The sequence below is a fragment of the Clostridium nigeriense genome, from assembly GCF_050585265.1.
In the GTDB taxonomy this organism is placed as follows: Bacteria; Bacillota; Clostridia; order Clostridiales; family Clostridiaceae; genus Clostridium; species Clostridium nigeriense_B.
This window is the reverse complement of sequence record NZ_JBNOOE010000014.1, coordinates 59,722-76,555: the sequence shown is the minus strand read 5'-3', so window position 1 is coordinate 76,555 and position 16,834 is coordinate 59,722. Positions and strand designations below refer to the sequence as shown.

Genomic DNA, 16,834 nt, shown 5'->3' with positions numbered 1-16,834 from the left:
AAATATTATATTTTGAGACGTTTTAATTTTGTAGCTGAATTAAAAGATTCTATTTAACAGTTTATTATTTAATTTTAAATTTTAATATGATATCATCTTAGTATAATATTTTACAGAAGGTGTAGAAATGAATAAAGTTAATTATATAGGACTAACAGGTAAGTTAATTACAAAAGATAGTATTGAATATAAAGAAAGTATAAAGTCTTGGAATAGAGCTATAGTAAGATATCCTTTAGTTATTGTATATTGTTATAATGAAGAAGATGTTATAAATGCAATAAAATGGGCTAGAGAAAATCACAAAGAAATTAGAGTTAGATCTGGAGGACATAGTTATGAAGGATATTCAACAGGAAATGATGTAATAGTAATTGATGTTAGTGAAATAAATAAAATACATATAGATGAAGAAAAGGGATATGTAAAAATAGGTGGAGGAGTTAGAAATAGAGAAGTTTATGAAAATTTAGGCAATAAAGGTTATGCTTTTCCAGGAGGTGGATGTCCTACTGTTGGTGTACCTGGTTTAATTCTTGGTGGAGGTTGGGGTTACTCTTGTAGGTATTTAGGACTAGCCTCTGATAGTTTGATAGAAGCAGAGATAATTAATTATAAAGGTGATAAATTAATAGCAAACAAAGATGAAAATAGTGATTTATTTTGGGCAATTATGGGAAGTGGTGGATGCAACTTCGGAGTAGTAACATCAATGACTATAAGCCTAAAGAAAAAAGTTGATATGGGAAGCTTAATTCATGTGAATTATCCTAATGCTAATAATGAAATAATACTAGAAGTTATATTAAGACTTCAAGAAATGTTTAAGAGTTTAGATAGAAGAATGAACTTAAAAACTGCAATATACAATTCAGCATCAAAGGGGCAAGGAGTAAAATTCACAGGATTATTTTATGGAAGTGCTAGAGAAGCCAAAGAAATACTAAGCTCAATATTAAATATTTCTAAAGAAATTGAAGTAAATATTGAAGACAAGAGTATTTTAGAATGTAATAGATGGATTCAAGATAGCCATCCAGATTATGAAAAATATAAATCCACTGGAAGATATGTCAATAGGGATTATACAAAGGAAGAGATAAATAGATTAATAGAAATAATAAGAAATCCAGCAGAAGGATTCCATTATACTGCGGTTTCATTATACGGTTTAGGTGGAGCTATTGCTGATATAAATAAGTTTTCTACTGCTTACTATTATAGAGATGCAAGATTTATTATGGGAATTCAATCAGTTTGGGAGGAGGATGAATATGCTTCAGTTAATGAGGAATGGGTTATTAAAAGCTTTAAACTTATAAAAGAATTGACTGAAGGATCCTTTGTTAATTTTCCTATAGATGAGTTAAGTGATTATGAAAAAGAATATTATGGGGAAAATTTAAGTAAATTAAGAAAAATTAAAGCTAAATATGATCCATATAATATTTTTGATTATCCACAAGCAATAAATAGAAAAGAGAATATTAAAGTTAAAGACAATGAGAGTAAAAGATGTTATAATTGATAAGTATTATTAAATGAGGTGATAAATTGGTTAGCATAGCTGGAAAAGGTTGCGAAAGACTTATTCCTACTGAAGAGAAAAAAACTTTAGAAGAAATAGAACGTAGCCTTGTTAAAACATATAGAAAACATATATGGACTAAATTTGTAAAAGCAGTTAAGGATTATAAGCTAGTAGAAGAAGGCGATAAAATTGCGGTAGCTATTTCTGGTGGCAAGGATTCTTTGTTAATGGCGAAGTGCTTCCAAGAATTAAAGAAGCATGGACAAATGAACTTTGAACTAGAGTTTATTGCAATGGATCCTGGTTATCATCCACAAATAAAGGAATTGCTTATAGAAAATTGTCAGCACTTAGGAATACCAGTACATATATATGAAGGTAAGGTTTTTGAAGTTGTTGATAAGATGGCAAGAGATTATCCATGTTATCTTTGTGCAAGAATGAGAAGAGGATCATTATATAGTAAAGCTAAGGAACTTGGATGTAATAAATTAGCTTTAGGACATCATTATAATGATGTTATAGAAACAACACTTTTAAATGTTTTATATGCAGGTAATTTTAAGACTATGTTACCTAAGTTGAAAGCAGCAAATTTTGAAGATATGGAACTTATAAGACCTTTATATTATGTAGAGGAAGAATATATAAAGAGATTCACTAACAATGCAGGTATTTGGCCGTTAAACTGTGCATGTATGGTAGCGGCTGAAAAGATAAGTAATAAGAGATATGAAATCAAGGAATTAATTAAGGAACTTAAGAAAAACTTTGATGGGGTTGAAAAGTCTATATTTAAGTCTGCAGAAAATGTTAGTTTAGATTCTATTCTTGGATGGGAAAAGGACGGAGTTAAAACAAAATACTTAGAAGTTTACGACGAGGAATAATTAACGCTATATTATTTATACTAATGGTATAGCGGAGGTGATTTGATGGCTAAGAAAGATCAACAAGCATATTGGGAAAAAAAGAGATATAAGTCTCCTAAAAAAAGTGAAGCTTCTAAAGTACCAGAAGTAAAATAAATAATTTTGCAATTAAAAGCTGCTTAGAAGGTATATCTTTTAAGTAGCTTTTTATTAGTTGAATTTTAGAATATTATAGAATATTATGCTTTTTTTATTAAAAAATATATGTTATATTTTATTTAAGATTTAAAGTTATAATTATGCAAAAGGAGATTAGTTATGGATAATGAGCAATTTAAATATATGGATCCTAATATTTTATTAAGCATAGTAAATATGAAGCTTAGAGATTTTTACTCTAACTTAAAATCTTTATGTGATGATATGGATATTAACGAAGAAGAATTAAAAGAAAAGTTAAATTCTGTTGGATATAAATACGACCAAAATATAAATCAATTTAAATAAATATTGGGGAGGAAGGATAGTTTATGAAAATTAAAAAACTTGGTAAATTAGCAATTGTAGCAGCAGCAGGAGCAGCTTTAATTGCAACATTAATAAATGATAATAAGGCAAATTCTAAAAAGAAAGTAAAGTTAGAGGATGAAAAATAATAATAATTTTTAAAATTAACTTTGAAAAGGACTATAGGTATGATTAAAAAATGAATAATTATAAAAATATTAGTTCCTTTAACAAATATGATAAAGAATTTTTCAATATAAATAAAAATGAAGAATTTTTATTAAAATTAAAGAAATCTTTTATAAAGTCCATAAAAGGACTATTTATTTATGCAAATAAGGAAAAAGATTTAGTAATATTTTATGGGAACAACAGAGACGTACTAGGATATGATGATGAATTTATAATAATGACCTTTGATGAAGTTAAAAAATATATCCATAAGGATTATATATATACTTTAGTTCAAGATTTAAGACAAAACACTGAGGAATTTGAAACTAAGTTAGTTAATAATTTTGAAGAAGAACATTGGGTTAGTATAAAGGGATTTTCAAAGCTAGATAGTGAAGGAAAGCTATTGAAATTTGAAGGGTATATACATAATATAACTAATGAAAAAGAGGCTGCATTAATACTAGACTATGTTTCTTCTTATGATGAAGTTACGGGACTTAATAATAAAAAACATTTTAAGAATATTATAGAAAAAATATTAAAAAGACTTAGTATATTAGAAAGTAGAGGCGCATTAATTCTTGTTAATATAGATAATTTTAGATTCATTAATGATACTTATGGACATAATTGTGGAGATATTTTTCTTAAAAAGTTTTCAGATGATTTAAAGAAATTATTTAATTTTAATGAAGTATTATGTAGATTTGCTGGAGATGAATTTTTATTATTTATTCCGTATATAGATAATTTTAAAGATATTAAGGATATTATTAAGAAAATTAAGGGAATATTAAAGTATCCATATAATGTAAATGGTAAGAAAATATTTACATCAGCAAGTATTGGCATTACATTTTTTCCAGATGATGGAGAAAGCTTTGAGGTGTTACTTAAAAATGCAGATGTGGCAATGTATCGGGCAAAAAGTAATGGAAAAAATCAATGGCAAATGTTTAATAGTAATATATCTAGAGAGATAAATAGGATATATTCAATTCAAAGAGGTCTTAGAACAGCTTTAGATAATAATGAAATGTTTGTGGTATTTCAGCCTAAAATTACGTTAAGAGACGATGAAGTTAATGGATTTGAAGCATTATTAAGGTGGAAAAGTTGCGAAATAGGGGTTGTAAGTCCAGGTGAATTTATTCCAGTTGCAGAAAGTACACGATTAATAATACCTATAGGAAAGTTTGTATTAAGAGAAGTCTTTAAAAAAGTTAAATATTTGATATCACAGGGTTATGATAATTTCAAAATAGCAGTTAATTTATCAGAAATTCAATTAAGAGAAGGAGATTTTGTGGAATATTTAACTTTATTAATTGATGAGTTTGATGTTTCGCCAAGGTACATAGAAATAGAAATTACTGAAAGTATGATAATGAAATCAGTAGATAGAAATATTGAATATTTATTAGAATTAAAGAAGCTAGGGGCATCTATTGCTTTAGATGACTTTGGTACAGGTTATTCATCATTTAATCATTTGACTAAGCTTCCTATTGATGTTTTAAAGTTGGATAGAAGTTTTATTGTTGATATGATGAACAATCATAAAAGTAGGTATGTTATTGAAAATATGATTCAGTTATCTCATAAATTAGGAATAACTGTTGTAGCAGAAGGCGTAGAAGATAAAGAACAAGTTGAATACTTAAAAAGCATAGAATGTGATGCTATACAAGGCTACTATTATAGTAAGCCTGAAGATTTTCAAAATGCTATAAATATGTTGAACAAATATAATAGCAAATAAAAAGTTATAGATGGGTCTAAGATAAAATTAAAATAAAGTTTGCAGATACTGACTAGTACTGTAGACTTTAATTTTTCTTGTCTATAAAATCTATTAATATATATTTTTATTATTTAGGGGGATTTATGAATAAATCAGTAAATTTAGTTTCAGGAAATATAGGAAGTACTTTATTTAAATTGTCACTTCCAATTTTAGGTACTTCCTTTATTCAAATGGCATACAACATGATAGATATGATTTGGGTAGGAAGAATTGGTAGTGATGCAGTAGCGGCTGTTGGAACAGCTGGATTTTTTACATGGTTTGGTAGTGCATTAGTTTTTATATCTAAAATTGGAGCTGAAATTGGTGTTTCTCAATCTATAGGTAAAAAAGATATAAAAGAAAAAAATAAATATATTTATAATAGTTTAATTATTAATATTATTATAGCTATTATTTATACAATAATTTTAATAATATTTAGGAAGCCACTTATAGGATTTTTTAAACTAGGAAATCCTGAAATAGTAGAAATGGGCATTAATTTTTTAGTTATAGTATCTATGGGGATGATATTTAGTTTTTTAAATCCATTATTTACAGGTATATTTAATGCATCTGGCAGTAGTAAAATCCCATTTTTAATAAATGCTATTGGATTAATTTTTAATATGGTTTTTGATCCGATATTAATATTTGGATTATTTGGTTTTCCTAGATTAGGGGTTGAAGGAGCAGCTTTAGCCACTATAAGTGCTCAGGCAATAGTTACAGTAATTTTTATAGCATCTTTTATTAAAAATGGATATAGTATAAGTTTGAAAAATAAAAAATACATAGATAAAGATATAATTTTGAAAATTTGTAAGCTTGGAATACCAACCGCTGTTCAAAATTGTGGATTTTCATTCTTTGCAATGATACTAGGAAGAGTAGTATCTTCCTATGGGGCTGTTGCTATAGCAGTACAAAAAGTAGGTTCACAAATTGAGGCTATATCTTGGATGACAGCAGAAGGATTCGCCGCAGCTTTGACAGCTTTTGTCGGTCAAAATTATGGGGCAAATAGATGGAATAGAATTTTAAAAGGTTATAAATTTACTATGATAATGGCTGGTATTATTGGTATATTGTCTACTATTTTATTGGTTTTTGCTGGTAAGGGTATATTTTCTATATTTATTCCAGAAACTGATGCTATATCAGCAGGGGCGATTTATCTTAGAATATTAGGGTATTCACAATTTTTTATGTGTATTGAAATAACTACTGCTGGAGCTTTTTCAGGATTAGGAAATACAGTTACTCCATCTTGGGTTAGTATAATACTTACAGGACTTAGAATACCAATTGCTTTAGTATTAAGTGGAATGACTACTTTAGAATTAAATGGAGTTTGGTGGAGTATTAGTGGTACAAGTATAGTGAAAGGAATATTATTATTAACATTGTTTATCTTTATGGTTATAATACCTAATAGAAAAAAATTCCAAGTTGGTATTGACAATTAGTGGTGAAGATAATATTATATTAATAAGTAGAATATATAATAATTCCTTTGATGAGGGAGAGTAACTATTATGCAAGGTTTAAGAGAGCTGAAGGTGGTGTGATTTCAGTACTGTAGCAAATAGTGAATGGGCCTCTGAGGTGTGATACGAAATTTATTAAAGTAGTTGAACCGTATGTCCCACGATATAGGGAATAGGGTATGTTAGTACCTGAAGAGAGAGGCTTATTTTAAGTAATTTAGGTGGCAACGCGGATAATACCGTCCTATACATTTTGTATAGGACGTTTTTTTTTATAATAAATATAAGGAGCTGGTAATTATGTTGTGAAATAGAGGCGATAATAGGTATTAAAAATAAAATAAAAAGGAGAATTATTATGGAAAAAAATATGAATGTAAAAAAAATGATATTAAATGCAATATTAATAGCAATAGGAGCTTTATTACATCAAATAACACCAGCCTTAGGATTACCAATGCAACCGGATTTTTCATTATCAATGTTATTTATAATTATATTAATTAATGGAAACTATAAGACAACATTAATTTCAAGTATAATTATAGGAGTTTTTGCTGCTTTAACTACAAAATTCCCAGGTGGACAACTTCCGAATATTATTGATAAGATAATAACAGGACAAGTTATATATTTTCTATTTAAAGCTATAGGAAGTAGAGTAAGTGATAATATTAAAATTTTAATTGCTTTAAGTATTGGGACTATAGTAAGTGGATTATTATTCTTGGGATCAGCAAGCATATTAGCAGGCCTTCCAGGAAGCTTTACGGCTTTAGTAACAGTTGTTGTATTACCAGCAGTATTTATGAATGTAATACTTGGAAGTATATTATATAAAGCAATAAGAGTATCATTAAAAGCATCAGGAGTTTTAGTTGTAAAATAGATTTTATTTATTAATATATTTTAAAGGTATAGATTTTAAATTTTATAATTAAATCTATACCTTATTTTCAATATGATTCTTAAAAGGAGACATATAAAATTATTTTTTTATAACTTTATATATTTCTGGAGTTGATTCATCAATAGTTTTAAATTCATAGCCATTATCTTTATAATATTTAATTATAGAAGGTAGAGCTTTAGCAGACGTTTTGTTTATAAAATTGCAGTGCATTAAAATCACAACATTATCATCTGATTTACATGCTTTTTTTATTATAGTCTCGGGAGCAGATTTATAATTTGCACCATCACCACTATCTAAAGTCCAATCATAAATCTTGAAATTATTTTTGTGTAAAATATTAACTAATTCTTCAGTTAATTTATAACTCATATTGTTACATCCAAAAGGAAATCTTAAAATATTATATTTTTCACCTGTAACTTTATAAATAGCTTCTTGTCCTTTAATCATCTCATTTAAAAAGTTGTCATTATTACAGTAAAGTTTACCTCTATCATGAGAATAACTATGAAGACCAATACTGTGACCTTCATTTTTCATTCTTAATAATATATCTTCCTGTCCTTCAATCTGTGATCCTATTACAAAAAAGGTAGCATGAACATTTTCTTTTTTTAATGTATCTAAAACATCAGTTGTTACTTTTCCACCAGGACCATCATCAAAGGTAATATAAACAACTTTATTTTTAGTAGATTCAGAAGATTTATCTTCATTTTCATTTAGAGCAAAAACATTATATGTAGGTATTAAAGTACATATAAGTAGTAGTAACAGGATTTTTAAAAATTTTCGTGATTTAATTTTAATCACCTCCCTAGTTTAGTTAACAATATTAGTATTCCTAAAATTTTATAAAATAAAATACTTATTAACTGGAAAATGATTTTTGGGTTTTCGTAAATTCATTTATAGGTATAATATATTGTTAAGATATAGAAAATAATAAGGATATAAATTAATTACTTATAAATTAAAGACAAAGTAATAGGTTTTGAAGAAGTGAGTAAGATGATTATCAATTAGTAAAAATTTAAAACTTTTTATTTTTAATTAATCACAAAGTATGTATAGAAATCGTATTATGTAACTATATTGTGCTTTGGAGGTTGTAATGAAAATAGTAATTGATGATCAATATCAAAATGATGAGAATAAACAATATACTGTAGATGAAAATGGCAATGTAAATCTATTTATTAGCGTTGGAGATGAAGTAGGTAATGGAAGCACTATAAATGAAGATGTTAATGTAAATAGTAATAACATAGAATATAATGAAAAAGAAAAATTTATAGAAAATGATTTAGATGAATTTCATGAAAATATAGTAGTAGAGAATAATAGGGTGGAAGAAGATAATTTAATAGAAAGTGAAGTTGAAGATAGTATTAGTGATAGTAGTACAATAAATACTGAGAATCCATGGGAAGAAGAAAAGTTCTCAAGAAATTACCATAGCATATATGCTGAGATAGAGAATAATTTAGAAGAAAAATATTCTTCTAAATCAAAAGAAAATGATGTGGCTAATGATAGTGTGGAAGAAAAATATATTGATACTTCTAATAAAGAAAATAATAATGAGTATTTTAATGAAAATGAAGATAATAATTTTTATAAGGAAACAAGAGAATATCCTAAGAAAGAAGCAGTTGAGGAAAGGGGAACTATTGAAGTTTTTTCAAAGCTTGGAGGTAAAGAGGGAGTAGAATTAAAGGGTGCTAGAATAAATTTATATCTATTAAATGGAGTATCTCCTAAATTATATGATTCAAAATTTACTGACAGTTTAGGTAAAGTAACTTTTGATAATCTGCCTAATGCATGCTATAGAATTATTTCTATAGTAGATAGAAGATTTTTTGAAAAACCTATTTATTATAACTGGAATGAAGTTATAATTGATAAAAATAATAAAAACTCAACTGTTTTAGTGGTTAATAAGATTAAAGCAACTTATTATAGAAGATAAGTTTAAGATTATTTATAATTTAAAAATAAAGCTTACAGTTATTTTATATTTTCTAAAGTAGCTGTAAGCTTTATTTTTCTTAAGTATTACTATAAAATAATATAGATAATATATAAATGAAGGGAAGATATACATATGAAAATTAGGATAAAATACTTTGAAGGCGCTACTAAGTTAATGAAAATTTCAAAAGGAAATTGGATTGATGTTTATGCTAATAAAGATGTTTTTGTAAGAGTTGGAGAAGGCGAAATGATACCACTTGGATTTGCGTTAGAGTTACCAAAAGGCTGGGAAGGACATTTAGCTCCTAGAAGTTCTACATTTAAAACTTGGAAGGTAATTACTAGTAATTCAATTGGAGTAATTGATGATTCGTATATAGGGGATAATGATCAATGGCATATGCCTGTTTTCTGTCTTCAATGTAAGAATAAAGAAGTTATTAATGGAATAGAAGAAGAGGGGACATGGATTAGAAAAGGTGATAAGATTGGGCAGTTTAGAATAATGGAAGTAATGCCTGAAATAGAATTTGAAGAAGTTGAATCTTTTGGTAATGATGATAGAGGTGGCTTTGGTTCAACGGGAAGCAAATAAAAATACTTCTATATAATTTTGTTTATTCTATCGCATTTATTCAAGTTATCACAAAATTAATAGAAGTGACTATAACCAAAAAAAGGAAATTTTTAAATATTATTCATAGAAGAATTTCATTTTAATTTCATAAAGAGCAAAAAACTCCCTAGGGAGTTTTTTGTTGAGCTATGAAAATAATGGATAGATTTTAAGAGAGTGCTTCCCATTCTTCATAAAGGGAAGCAATTTTCTCTTCTAAATATTTAATTTCTTTGCTAACTCTTTCGCTTTCATTCGGATTAGAATAGATTTCTTCAAGACAAAGTTGCTCTTGAAGAGAAAGAAGGATTTCTTCATTCTTAGATATATCATCCTCTATTTTTTTTATTCTAAGCTTTTGAGCTTTTTCTTCTTTTTCTTGTTCTCTTTTTTTCTTTTTTTCTTCCTTAAGCTGAGTTTTAGTTTTACCATTAGCTAATTCTTCAAGGACTTCAAATCTATTTGGATTAATTTTCTTTTCTTGATAATAACTATAATTTCCTAAGAATTCTTTAACACCATCTTCTTGAAGTTCAAGTATTCTATTAATAACTTTATTTAAGAAATATCTATCGTGGGAGATAACCATTAATGTTCCATCATAAGTTAATAATGCATCTTCTAAAGCTTCTCTAGACATTATATCTAAATGGTTAGTAGGTTCATCTAACAGTAATAAGTTGGATCTAGAAAGCATTAACTTTAATAGATTTATTCTACATTTTTCTCCTCCACTTAAAGTATTAATAACTTTGAAAACATCATCTCCAGTAAATAAGAATGAAGCAAGAACTCCTCTTAATTTAGAAGTCGTCAAATTTGGAAACTCGTCCCAAACTTCATCTATTATAGTTTTATCTAAATTTAAGTCTGATTGTTCTTGATCATAATAACCAACATTAACATTTGTACCTAGAAGAACTTTGCCTGAGTCTGCTTTAATAGTATTTAAAATTATTTTAAATAATGTAGTTTTACCTCTACCATTTTCACCTATTAAAGCAACTTTTTCACCTCTTTTAAGATCTAAATTAAGATTAGAAAATAATTTATTTTCTCCATAACTCTTAGCAAGGTTTTCTACGTGAAGAACATCATGCCCGCTTTTAACTGAAGCTTCAAATTTAATTTTAGAAGCATCTTTTTCTTTATCAGGAGCATCAATTTTTTCCATTCTTTCTAAGGCTTTTTCTCTACTTTCAGCAGCTCTTATGCTTTTTTCTCTATTGAAGCTTCTAAATTTTTCAATTATTGCTTCTTGTCTTTTTATCTCAGCTTGTTGTAAGTTATAAGCTTTAAGCTGAGCCTCATAATTTTTCTTTCTCTGATCAATAAATTTAGTATAAGGTACATTGTAACAATTAACATGACCATTAATTACTTCAAAAGTATTATTAGTCACTGAATCTAAGAAAAATCTATCGTGGGAAATTACAAGTACAGTTCCCTTATAACTTTTAAGATATTCCTCAAGCCATTCAATAGCTTCTAAATCCAAGTGGTTAGTAGGTTCATCTAATAAAATAATATCAGGATTTTTTAGTAATAGCTTACAAAGGGATACTCTAGTTTTTTGACCACCACTTAATGTATGTATTACTTTATCAAAATCATCTTCTAAGAAGCCAAGACCTTTTAATATTCTAGAAATTTCACCTTTATATGTATAACCACCTTTATTAGAATAAAGATCTTGAAGAGTTGTATAATCTTTAATAACTTTTTCATGATAAGCAGCATTATTTTCATCATAAGGCTCAGCCATTTTAATCTCTAAAGTATGAAGTTTGTTTTCAATTTCTAAGAGGTCTTTAAATACTAAATTCATTTCATTATATATTGTATTTTCTAGATCTAAATCTACATGTTGAGATAGGTATCCAATCGTTCTATTTTTATCTATAAATATTTCACCATCATCTTGAGTGATTTCTTTAGATATTATTTTAAATAATGTAGATTTTCCTTCACCATTACCTCCAATAATACCAACCTTATCTCCTTCATTTATAGAAAAAGTAACATTTTTTAATACTTCTTGTATACCATAGCTTTTTGATATATTTTTACAACTTAAAACTACCATTTTTTCCTCCAATAATAAAAAAGTGATAAATATATAAACATAATTACTTAATTTCAAAATTAACAATTTTATTATACTCTAAGGTTATAGCCTACGCAAATTAAGAAATAAAAAATAGTGATAGATATAATAATTAAAAAATGGAGCTATCAAAAGATAGCTCCTGTTATAATTATTTTGAAATAGCTTTGAATTTTGGTAAATGATTATCTAGTACTAATGAAGGAGTTCCTGATATTAAAGGTAAGAAATATTCCAAAGCTTCTTCTTTTATATGATTTCCTTTTTCATTTATTAAATCTTTAGGAAAGTATTTGACATTATTGGCTATTTTGTCTGCTTCTATAAGAATATGAGAAGCTTTATATGGGAAGCTTGACTCTCTTTTTATAGCTACCATATAACCACTATTTCCTTCTAAAGCAAATTTTAAAGCAGAGTATCCTACATCAAAGGCTTCTTGTAAATCTAAATCTGAAGCGCAGTGAATAGCACATCGTTGTAAAACACCAAGCTCTAAGGATTTAACTCTATTAGTTATACCTGAATTAATTATTAAGTTTTTAAGATAAGAGCCAACTCCACCTAGCTGAGCATGACCAAATTTATCATGAGCTTGACTTTTAACTTCTGTTATAAATGTACCTTCAGCATTTCTAATTCCTTCAGAAACCACAATAAATACTTTATTATTTTTTTCAAATCTTTCTTTAACATCTAAAAGAAAGTCTTCTATATTAAAAGCAACTTCAGGTAGATATATGAAATCTGCAATAGGTTGTCCATTTATTCTAGCCATACAAGCAGAAGCTGCTAGCCAGCCAGTATCTCTTCCCATAGTTTCTAATATAAAAATACCATTGTTTATGTAAACTGATGAATCTAAATAAGTTTCAAGAGCAGTAGTTGCAATAAACTTAGCTGCACTTCCAAAACCAGGAGTATGATCTGTAAACATTAAATCATTATCTATAGTTTTTGGAATTCCTATAAACTTTATGTCAATACCAGTTTTTTTAGCGTATTTTCCTAGTTTAGCAATAGTATCCATAGAATCATTTCCACCAACATAGAAAAAAGCTTTTATATCATTAGCCTTTAAAATATCTAAAAGCTTGTCATATTCTTCAGTAGACTCTTCTAATTTTTTCATTTTATATCTACAAGAACCTAGACCAGAAGAAGGTGTGTATCTAAAAGTATTTATTTCACTATCAGAAAAAGAAGATAAGTCTACAATATTTCCATTTAAAATTCCTTCTATTCCGTTTAAACCTGCATATACTTTATTAAAGGCTTTGATATCTTTATTTGCATGTATTAAACCTACTACACTTGAATTAATTACCGATGTTGGACCTCCAGATTGTGCAATTATACAATTTGCCATTAAGTTACTCTCCTTTATAAAAAAATACAAAATGTGATATACTATTCCGAATATCATATACTCTATTTAATAATATACAATAAAAATAAATTTAATAAAAGTACTTATTCAAAAAAATAATACATAAATACTATACTTTATAATTATATATAGATCATAATTATATATTTTGGAGGATTTTCTATAAGATGGAATTGAAAGATATTATTTTAATAGGAGTAGCTATGTCAATGGATGCTTTTGGTCTTAGTATTAGTTTGGGTATAAATCCGTATTTAGTTAAGAAAAATAAAATTAGATTTATAATCTCCTTTGCTTTTTTTCAATTTTTATTTATTTTCTTAGGTGGAATAGCTGGTAGATTTTTTGATACATATGTAGTGTCAATTCCTAATATGATAGGAGGATTTATTATTTCATTAATAGGATTTGTAATGATAATTTCAGCTTTTAAAAATGATAATAAAGATGACTCAATATTAATAAATAAATCTATGTATGTAATATTGGGAATGTCTGTTAGTGTTGATGCATTAGTAGTTGGATTTACTGCTTTTCATGAAGTAATTTCTATTGTTTTATTTATAAATTCAATATTAGTTGGTTTAATTACATTATTTTTATGTACAACAGGGTTTTTCTTATGTAGATATGCAAGAAAAGTAGACTTTATATGTAAATACGCAGATCTTTTAGGGGGAATAATATTATTGATACTAGGAGTAGAAATGATATTTTTTTAATATTTATTAACTAGAATAATAGTGATATAATTAAATAAAGATTATAACGTTAGGAGAAGAAAATGATCTGGGAAAATTATTTAAAAGAAAATGGAATTAGGGTAACAGCAGGTAGAATTTCAATTTTAAATATAATAGAAACATCAGATAAGGGACTTTCCGCAGAAAATATATATATTGAGTGTAAAAATCAAAGAAATAATTTAAATCTTAGTACTATTTATAGGACTTTAGATTTATTAGAAGAAAAGGATGTAATTAAAAAAATAAATATTGATGGTCCGTCCATATATATACTAAAAAAGGAAAGTCATAAACATGTATTACAATGTGATGTTTGTCATAAATGTGTTGAGATACCATGTCCAATGGAAGAAATAGAAGAAGCTATTAAGGCTGAGGTAGGTTTTAGTTTAACTAAACATAAACTAGAGTTAAATGGAATTTGTGATGAATGTAAAAGAAATAATAAATAGATAAAAATAGGATAAATATTATCTAAAATCGACTTTGTATATTAAATGTCATAAGAGAGATAATATTTATCCTATTTTACTCTTTAGAAAATTATATTGATAAATTATTTTCTTAAAAATTTATCAACTATAATTACTATTATTAAGGTGAAAACTGAAGTAATAGCAATTGTACCACCAGGAGCACTATTTATATAATATGATAGTATTAATCCAACCATAATATCAATTATTCCAAAACATATTGATGATAATAGTGTAACTTTAAATCCCTTTTTTAATTGCATAGCTGTAGCAACTGGAACTATCATAATAGAAGAAATAACTAATATACCCATAACCTGTATGGACATTGAAATAGTTGCACCAACTAATATTGTAAACAGATAGTTTATTAATTTTACTTTTATACCAGAAGTTTTAGCTCCTTCTTCATCAAAAGTAATATATATAAGTTTGTTATATAAGAATATTAAAGTAATTAAGCAAATAATTCCTACTATTAATATTAAAAATATATCTTCAGTAGATACTGTTAGTATGCTACCAAATAAAAATGAATTAACTTTTGCAGAAGCTTTTCCACTACTAATTAATATAATTGCTATACCTAAACTAAAGGTTAATACAAGGGACATAACTAATTCTGCATATTTTTTATAATAATTTCTTAATAATTCTATAATAATTGCGCATATAGTAGTAAATAAAAAAGCAGTTATTAATGGATTAATTCCAATAACTAATCCTATAGCAACTCCGGCCAAAGATGAATGAGATAAAGTATCTCCAATCATGGAATAACGTCTAAGTACTAAAAATAGTCCTATGAAGGGACATAAAATAGATATAATAAAGCCTGCTATAAATGCATTTTGCATAAAATCTAATTGAAACATAAAATCTAACCTTCCTAAATAAATTAATTATTAAAACTTTTTTTTCTAAATTCTTTAAATTCTTCTACTGTAAATAATTTTACGCTAGCATTCTCAATTTTTAAAATATGAGTGGAGTTTTTTAAAGCAATGTCTAAATTATGTTCTATTGAAATTATTGTTTTTTTATCTTTTTGATTTAATTTTTGTAGAATATCATATATTTCTCTTTGATTTCCTTCATCAACTCCAGTAGAAGGCTCATCTAGAATAATTATATCTGGATTACCCATTAAGGCACGTGCAATTAAAACTCTTTGTTGTTGTCCACCAGATAACATACCTAAAAGTCTATCTTTATATTCAAACATATTAACATCTTTTAGAGCTGAATTTATATTAACAGTTTTATCTTTTAATGTTCTTTTGTGACATGACAAAACTTCTTTAACTGTTATTGGAAATTGTGAGTTAAAGGAGTCTAGTCTTTGTGGAACATAAGCTATATTCTTCGAATTAACTTCAATACTTCCACATGTAGGCTTTAATAAGCCTAAAATTAATTTTATTAATGTAGTTTTACAGCTACCATTTTCACCTACAATAGATAGATAAATTCCCTTAGGTAAATTTAAGTTAATATCATTAAGTAAATATGGCTTTTTATTTGTATATGAAAAACATAGGTTCTTTATATCAATCATTAAAAATCATCTCCTAAATAGTCTAGAATAATTATATATGATAATGCAAATGATTTGCAAGAATTACTTTTTATAAAATCTTTTCTTTACCTTTCAAGTAGACTCTGTAAATTGTATTTATCTATTATTAGGTTTAGATGTAATAATTCAACTTATTAATAGTTTTAACTAAATAATAATTTTTAAGACATGGATTAAATACAAATATTGCTATATAATATAAATAAAATATATAATATATAGTAAAAAACAAAAGTAAAAGTTTTGGAGGAAGATAAATGGATTTTTCAAGTTTAGTTTTAATGGAAAAAGATAAGGAGACAGGATTTATAACTAAAGAGCTTGGAAGTTTTCAAGTTTCAGAAGGAGCATTATTTGTTAAAAAACTTTTCGTATTAAATGGAGAGGTTAATTTATATTTTGATACAAATAAAGATGTAGAAGAATGGGAATACTCAGCTATATATGATTTATTTAATTATGAAGCCTTCGTAAAGGAAGAATTTGAAATAGAAGATGTATTAGATGAATATAATCCTACATTTTTAATAAAATTTAATTATGTAGATGATTATGAATTTATGAAGGAAAGATTAACAAAATGCGTAGAAATAATTGAATCTTCAATGGAAGAAGTATTTAATGCTATTGAAGGAAAGGAAGAAGAATATAATTAGAG

The 16,834-nt window shown here is 26.4% G+C and carries 17 protein-coding genes and 1 other annotated feature; of the genes, 12 read left to right on the top strand and 5 right to left on the bottom strand.

Translation table 11 applies throughout. The annotated features are described in order from the left end of the window. The first annotated feature begins 127 nt into the window (after positions 1–127). The 7 genes from ACQPVP_RS12960 to ACQPVP_RS12930 all read left to right on the top strand — a co-directional run bounded on the left by ACQPVP_RS12960 (position 128) and on the right by ACQPVP_RS12930 (position 7,255). Positions 128–1,528 carry an FAD-binding oxidoreductase gene (locus ACQPVP_RS12960; RefSeq protein WP_430850587.1) on the top strand — a complete coding sequence of 467 codons (1,401 nt, stop codon included), beginning with the start codon at positions 128–130 and terminating at the stop codon, positions 1,526–1,528. 26 nt (positions 1,529–1,554) lie between these two features. Then, positions 1,555–2,421: a tRNA 2-thiocytidine biosynthesis TtcA family protein gene (locus tag ACQPVP_RS12955; protein ID WP_430850585.1), complete on the top strand. Its 867-nt coding sequence runs from the start codon at positions 1,555–1,557 to the stop codon at positions 2,419–2,421. A 300-nt stretch (positions 2,422–2,721) separates the two neighbouring features. Beyond that, on the top strand, positions 2,722–2,910 hold the full coding sequence (locus tag ACQPVP_RS12950; protein WP_430850583.1) for a DUF4250 domain-containing protein: 189 nt from the start codon (positions 2,722–2,724) through the stop codon (positions 2,908–2,910). Positions 2,911–2,933: 23 nt separating this feature from the next. Beyond that, on the top strand, positions 2,934–3,059 hold the full coding sequence (locus ACQPVP_RS12945) for a hypothetical protein (protein ID WP_430850581.1): 126 nt from the start codon (positions 2,934–2,936) through the stop codon (positions 3,057–3,059). Positions 3,060–3,109: 50 nt separating this feature from the next. Further along, entirely contained in the window at positions 3,110–4,849 is a 1,740-nt protein-coding gene (locus ACQPVP_RS12940; protein ID WP_430850579.1) for an EAL domain-containing protein, read from the top strand. Positions 4,850–4,974: 125 nt separating this feature from the next. Then, positions 4,975–6,345, top strand: a complete 1,371-nt coding sequence (locus ACQPVP_RS12935) for an MATE family efflux transporter (protein WP_430850577.1) — start codon at positions 4,975–4,977, stop codon at positions 6,343–6,345. A gap of 38 nt (positions 6,346–6,383) precedes the next feature. Continuing rightward, positions 6,384–6,616, top strand: a binding site (T-box leader). 108 nt (positions 6,617–6,724) lie between these two features. Then, positions 6,725–7,255, top strand: a complete 531-nt coding sequence (locus tag ACQPVP_RS12930) for a tryptophan transporter (RefSeq protein WP_430850575.1) — start codon at positions 6,725–6,727, stop codon at positions 7,253–7,255. Between the two features lie 99 nt (positions 7,256–7,354). Here the strand turns inward: ACQPVP_RS12930 and ACQPVP_RS12925 are convergent, their stop codons facing one another. Continuing rightward, a complete protein-coding gene (locus ACQPVP_RS12925) occupies positions 7,355–8,086 on the bottom strand; it encodes a polysaccharide deacetylase family protein (RefSeq protein ID WP_430850613.1) in 732 nt (243 codons plus the stop codon). Positions 8,087–8,396: 310 nt separating this feature from the next. Between ACQPVP_RS12925 and ACQPVP_RS12920 the strand changes: the two genes are divergently transcribed. Together ACQPVP_RS12920 and ACQPVP_RS12915 are read left to right on the top strand one after the other, a co-directional pair. Continuing rightward, on the top strand, positions 8,397–9,257 hold the full coding sequence (locus ACQPVP_RS12920) for a calcium-binding protein (protein WP_430850573.1): 861 nt from the start codon (positions 8,397–8,399) through the stop codon (positions 9,255–9,257). A 135-nt stretch (positions 9,258–9,392) separates the two neighbouring features. Beyond that, a complete protein-coding gene (locus tag ACQPVP_RS12915) occupies positions 9,393–9,857 on the top strand; it encodes a dUTP diphosphatase (protein WP_430850571.1) in 465 nt (154 codons plus the stop codon). A 190-nt stretch (positions 9,858–10,047) separates the two neighbouring features. Here the strand turns inward: ACQPVP_RS12915 and ACQPVP_RS12910 are convergent, their stop codons facing one another. Both ACQPVP_RS12910 and ACQPVP_RS12905 read right to left on the bottom strand, forming a co-directional pair. Next, entirely contained in the window at positions 10,048–11,964 is a 1,917-nt protein-coding gene (locus ACQPVP_RS12910; RefSeq protein WP_430850569.1) for an ABC-F family ATP-binding cassette domain-containing protein, read from the bottom strand. A gap of 172 nt (positions 11,965–12,136) precedes the next feature. Then, the gene (locus ACQPVP_RS12905) at positions 12,137–13,354 is read right to left on the bottom strand and encodes a 6-phosphofructokinase (RefSeq protein WP_430850567.1); all 1,218 of its coding nucleotides are present in this window, start codon (positions 13,352–13,354) and stop codon (positions 12,137–12,139) included. A gap of 188 nt (positions 13,355–13,542) precedes the next feature. On the opposite strand from ACQPVP_RS12905, the gene ACQPVP_RS12900 reads away from it, so the two are divergent. Both ACQPVP_RS12900 and ACQPVP_RS12895 read left to right on the top strand, forming a co-directional pair. After that, complete coding sequence (locus tag ACQPVP_RS12900) at positions 13,543–14,097, top strand: manganese efflux pump MntP family protein (RefSeq protein ID WP_430850566.1); 555 nt, start codon at positions 13,543–13,545, stop codon at positions 14,095–14,097. Between the two features lie 62 nt (positions 14,098–14,159). Next, positions 14,160–14,573: a Fur family transcriptional regulator gene (locus ACQPVP_RS12895; protein WP_430850564.1), complete on the top strand. Its 414-nt coding sequence runs from the start codon at positions 14,160–14,162 to the stop codon at positions 14,571–14,573. A 104-nt stretch (positions 14,574–14,677) separates the two neighbouring features. Here the strand turns inward: ACQPVP_RS12895 and ACQPVP_RS12890 are convergent, their stop codons facing one another. Both ACQPVP_RS12890 and ACQPVP_RS12885 read right to left on the bottom strand, forming a co-directional pair. Next, positions 14,678–15,472, bottom strand: a complete 795-nt coding sequence (locus ACQPVP_RS12890) for a metal ABC transporter permease (RefSeq protein WP_430850562.1) — start codon at positions 15,470–15,472, stop codon at positions 14,678–14,680. 23 nt (positions 15,473–15,495) lie between these two features. Further along, positions 15,496–16,155: a metal ABC transporter ATP-binding protein gene (locus tag ACQPVP_RS12885; RefSeq protein ID WP_430850560.1), complete on the bottom strand. Its 660-nt coding sequence runs from the start codon at positions 16,153–16,155 to the stop codon at positions 15,496–15,498. A gap of 278 nt (positions 16,156–16,433) precedes the next feature. Here ACQPVP_RS12885 and ACQPVP_RS12880 point away from each other — a divergent pair, with 278 nt between their 5' ends. Continuing rightward, positions 16,434–16,832: a DUF6762 family protein gene (locus ACQPVP_RS12880; RefSeq protein ID WP_430850559.1), complete on the top strand. Its 399-nt coding sequence runs from the start codon at positions 16,434–16,436 to the stop codon at positions 16,830–16,832. Positions 16,833–16,834 lie beyond the last annotated feature (2 nt).

Bases quoted from the DNA above. Each gene is read 5' to 3' on its own strand.
- ACQPVP_RS12910 (WP_430850569.1), bottom strand. From the start codon at position 11,964: ATGGTAGTTTTAAGTTGTAAAAATATATCAAAAAGCTATGGTATACAA.
- ACQPVP_RS12885 (WP_430850560.1), bottom strand. From the start codon at position 16,155: ATGATTGATATAAAGAACCTATGTTTTTCATATACAAATAAAAAGCCA.
- ACQPVP_RS12895 (WP_430850564.1), top strand. From the start codon at position 14,160: ATGATCTGGGAAAATTATTTAAAAGAAAATGGAATTAGGGTAACAGCA.
- ACQPVP_RS12880 (WP_430850559.1), top strand. From the start codon at position 16,434: ATGGATTTTTCAAGTTTAGTTTTAATGGAAAAAGATAAGGAGACAGGA.
- ACQPVP_RS12930 (WP_430850575.1), top strand. From the start codon at position 6,725: ATGGAAAAAAATATGAATGTAAAAAAAATGATATTAAATGCAATATTA.
- ACQPVP_RS12905 (WP_430850567.1), bottom strand. From the start codon at position 13,354: ATGGCAAATTGTATAATTGCACAATCTGGAGGTCCAACATCGGTAATT.
- ACQPVP_RS12950 (WP_430850583.1), top strand. From the start codon at position 2,722: ATGGATAATGAGCAATTTAAATATATGGATCCTAATATTTTATTAAGC.
- ACQPVP_RS12960 (WP_430850587.1), top strand. From the start codon at position 128: ATGAATAAAGTTAATTATATAGGACTAACAGGTAAGTTAATTACAAAA.
- ACQPVP_RS12940 (WP_430850579.1), top strand. From the start codon at position 3,110: ATGAATAATTATAAAAATATTAGTTCCTTTAACAAATATGATAAAGAA.
- ACQPVP_RS12900 (WP_430850566.1), top strand. From the start codon at position 13,543: ATGGAATTGAAAGATATTATTTTAATAGGAGTAGCTATGTCAATGGAT.
- ACQPVP_RS12945 (WP_430850581.1), top strand. From the start codon at position 2,934: ATGAAAATTAAAAAACTTGGTAAATTAGCAATTGTAGCAGCAGCAGGA.
- ACQPVP_RS12935 (WP_430850577.1), top strand. From the start codon at position 4,975: ATGAATAAATCAGTAAATTTAGTTTCAGGAAATATAGGAAGTACTTTA.
- ACQPVP_RS12920 (WP_430850573.1), top strand. From the start codon at position 8,397: ATGAAAATAGTAATTGATGATCAATATCAAAATGATGAGAATAAACAA.
- ACQPVP_RS12890 (WP_430850562.1), bottom strand. From the start codon at position 15,472: ATGTTTCAATTAGATTTTATGCAAAATGCATTTATAGCAGGCTTTATT.
- ACQPVP_RS12915 (WP_430850571.1), top strand. From the start codon at position 9,393: ATGAAAATTAGGATAAAATACTTTGAAGGCGCTACTAAGTTAATGAAA.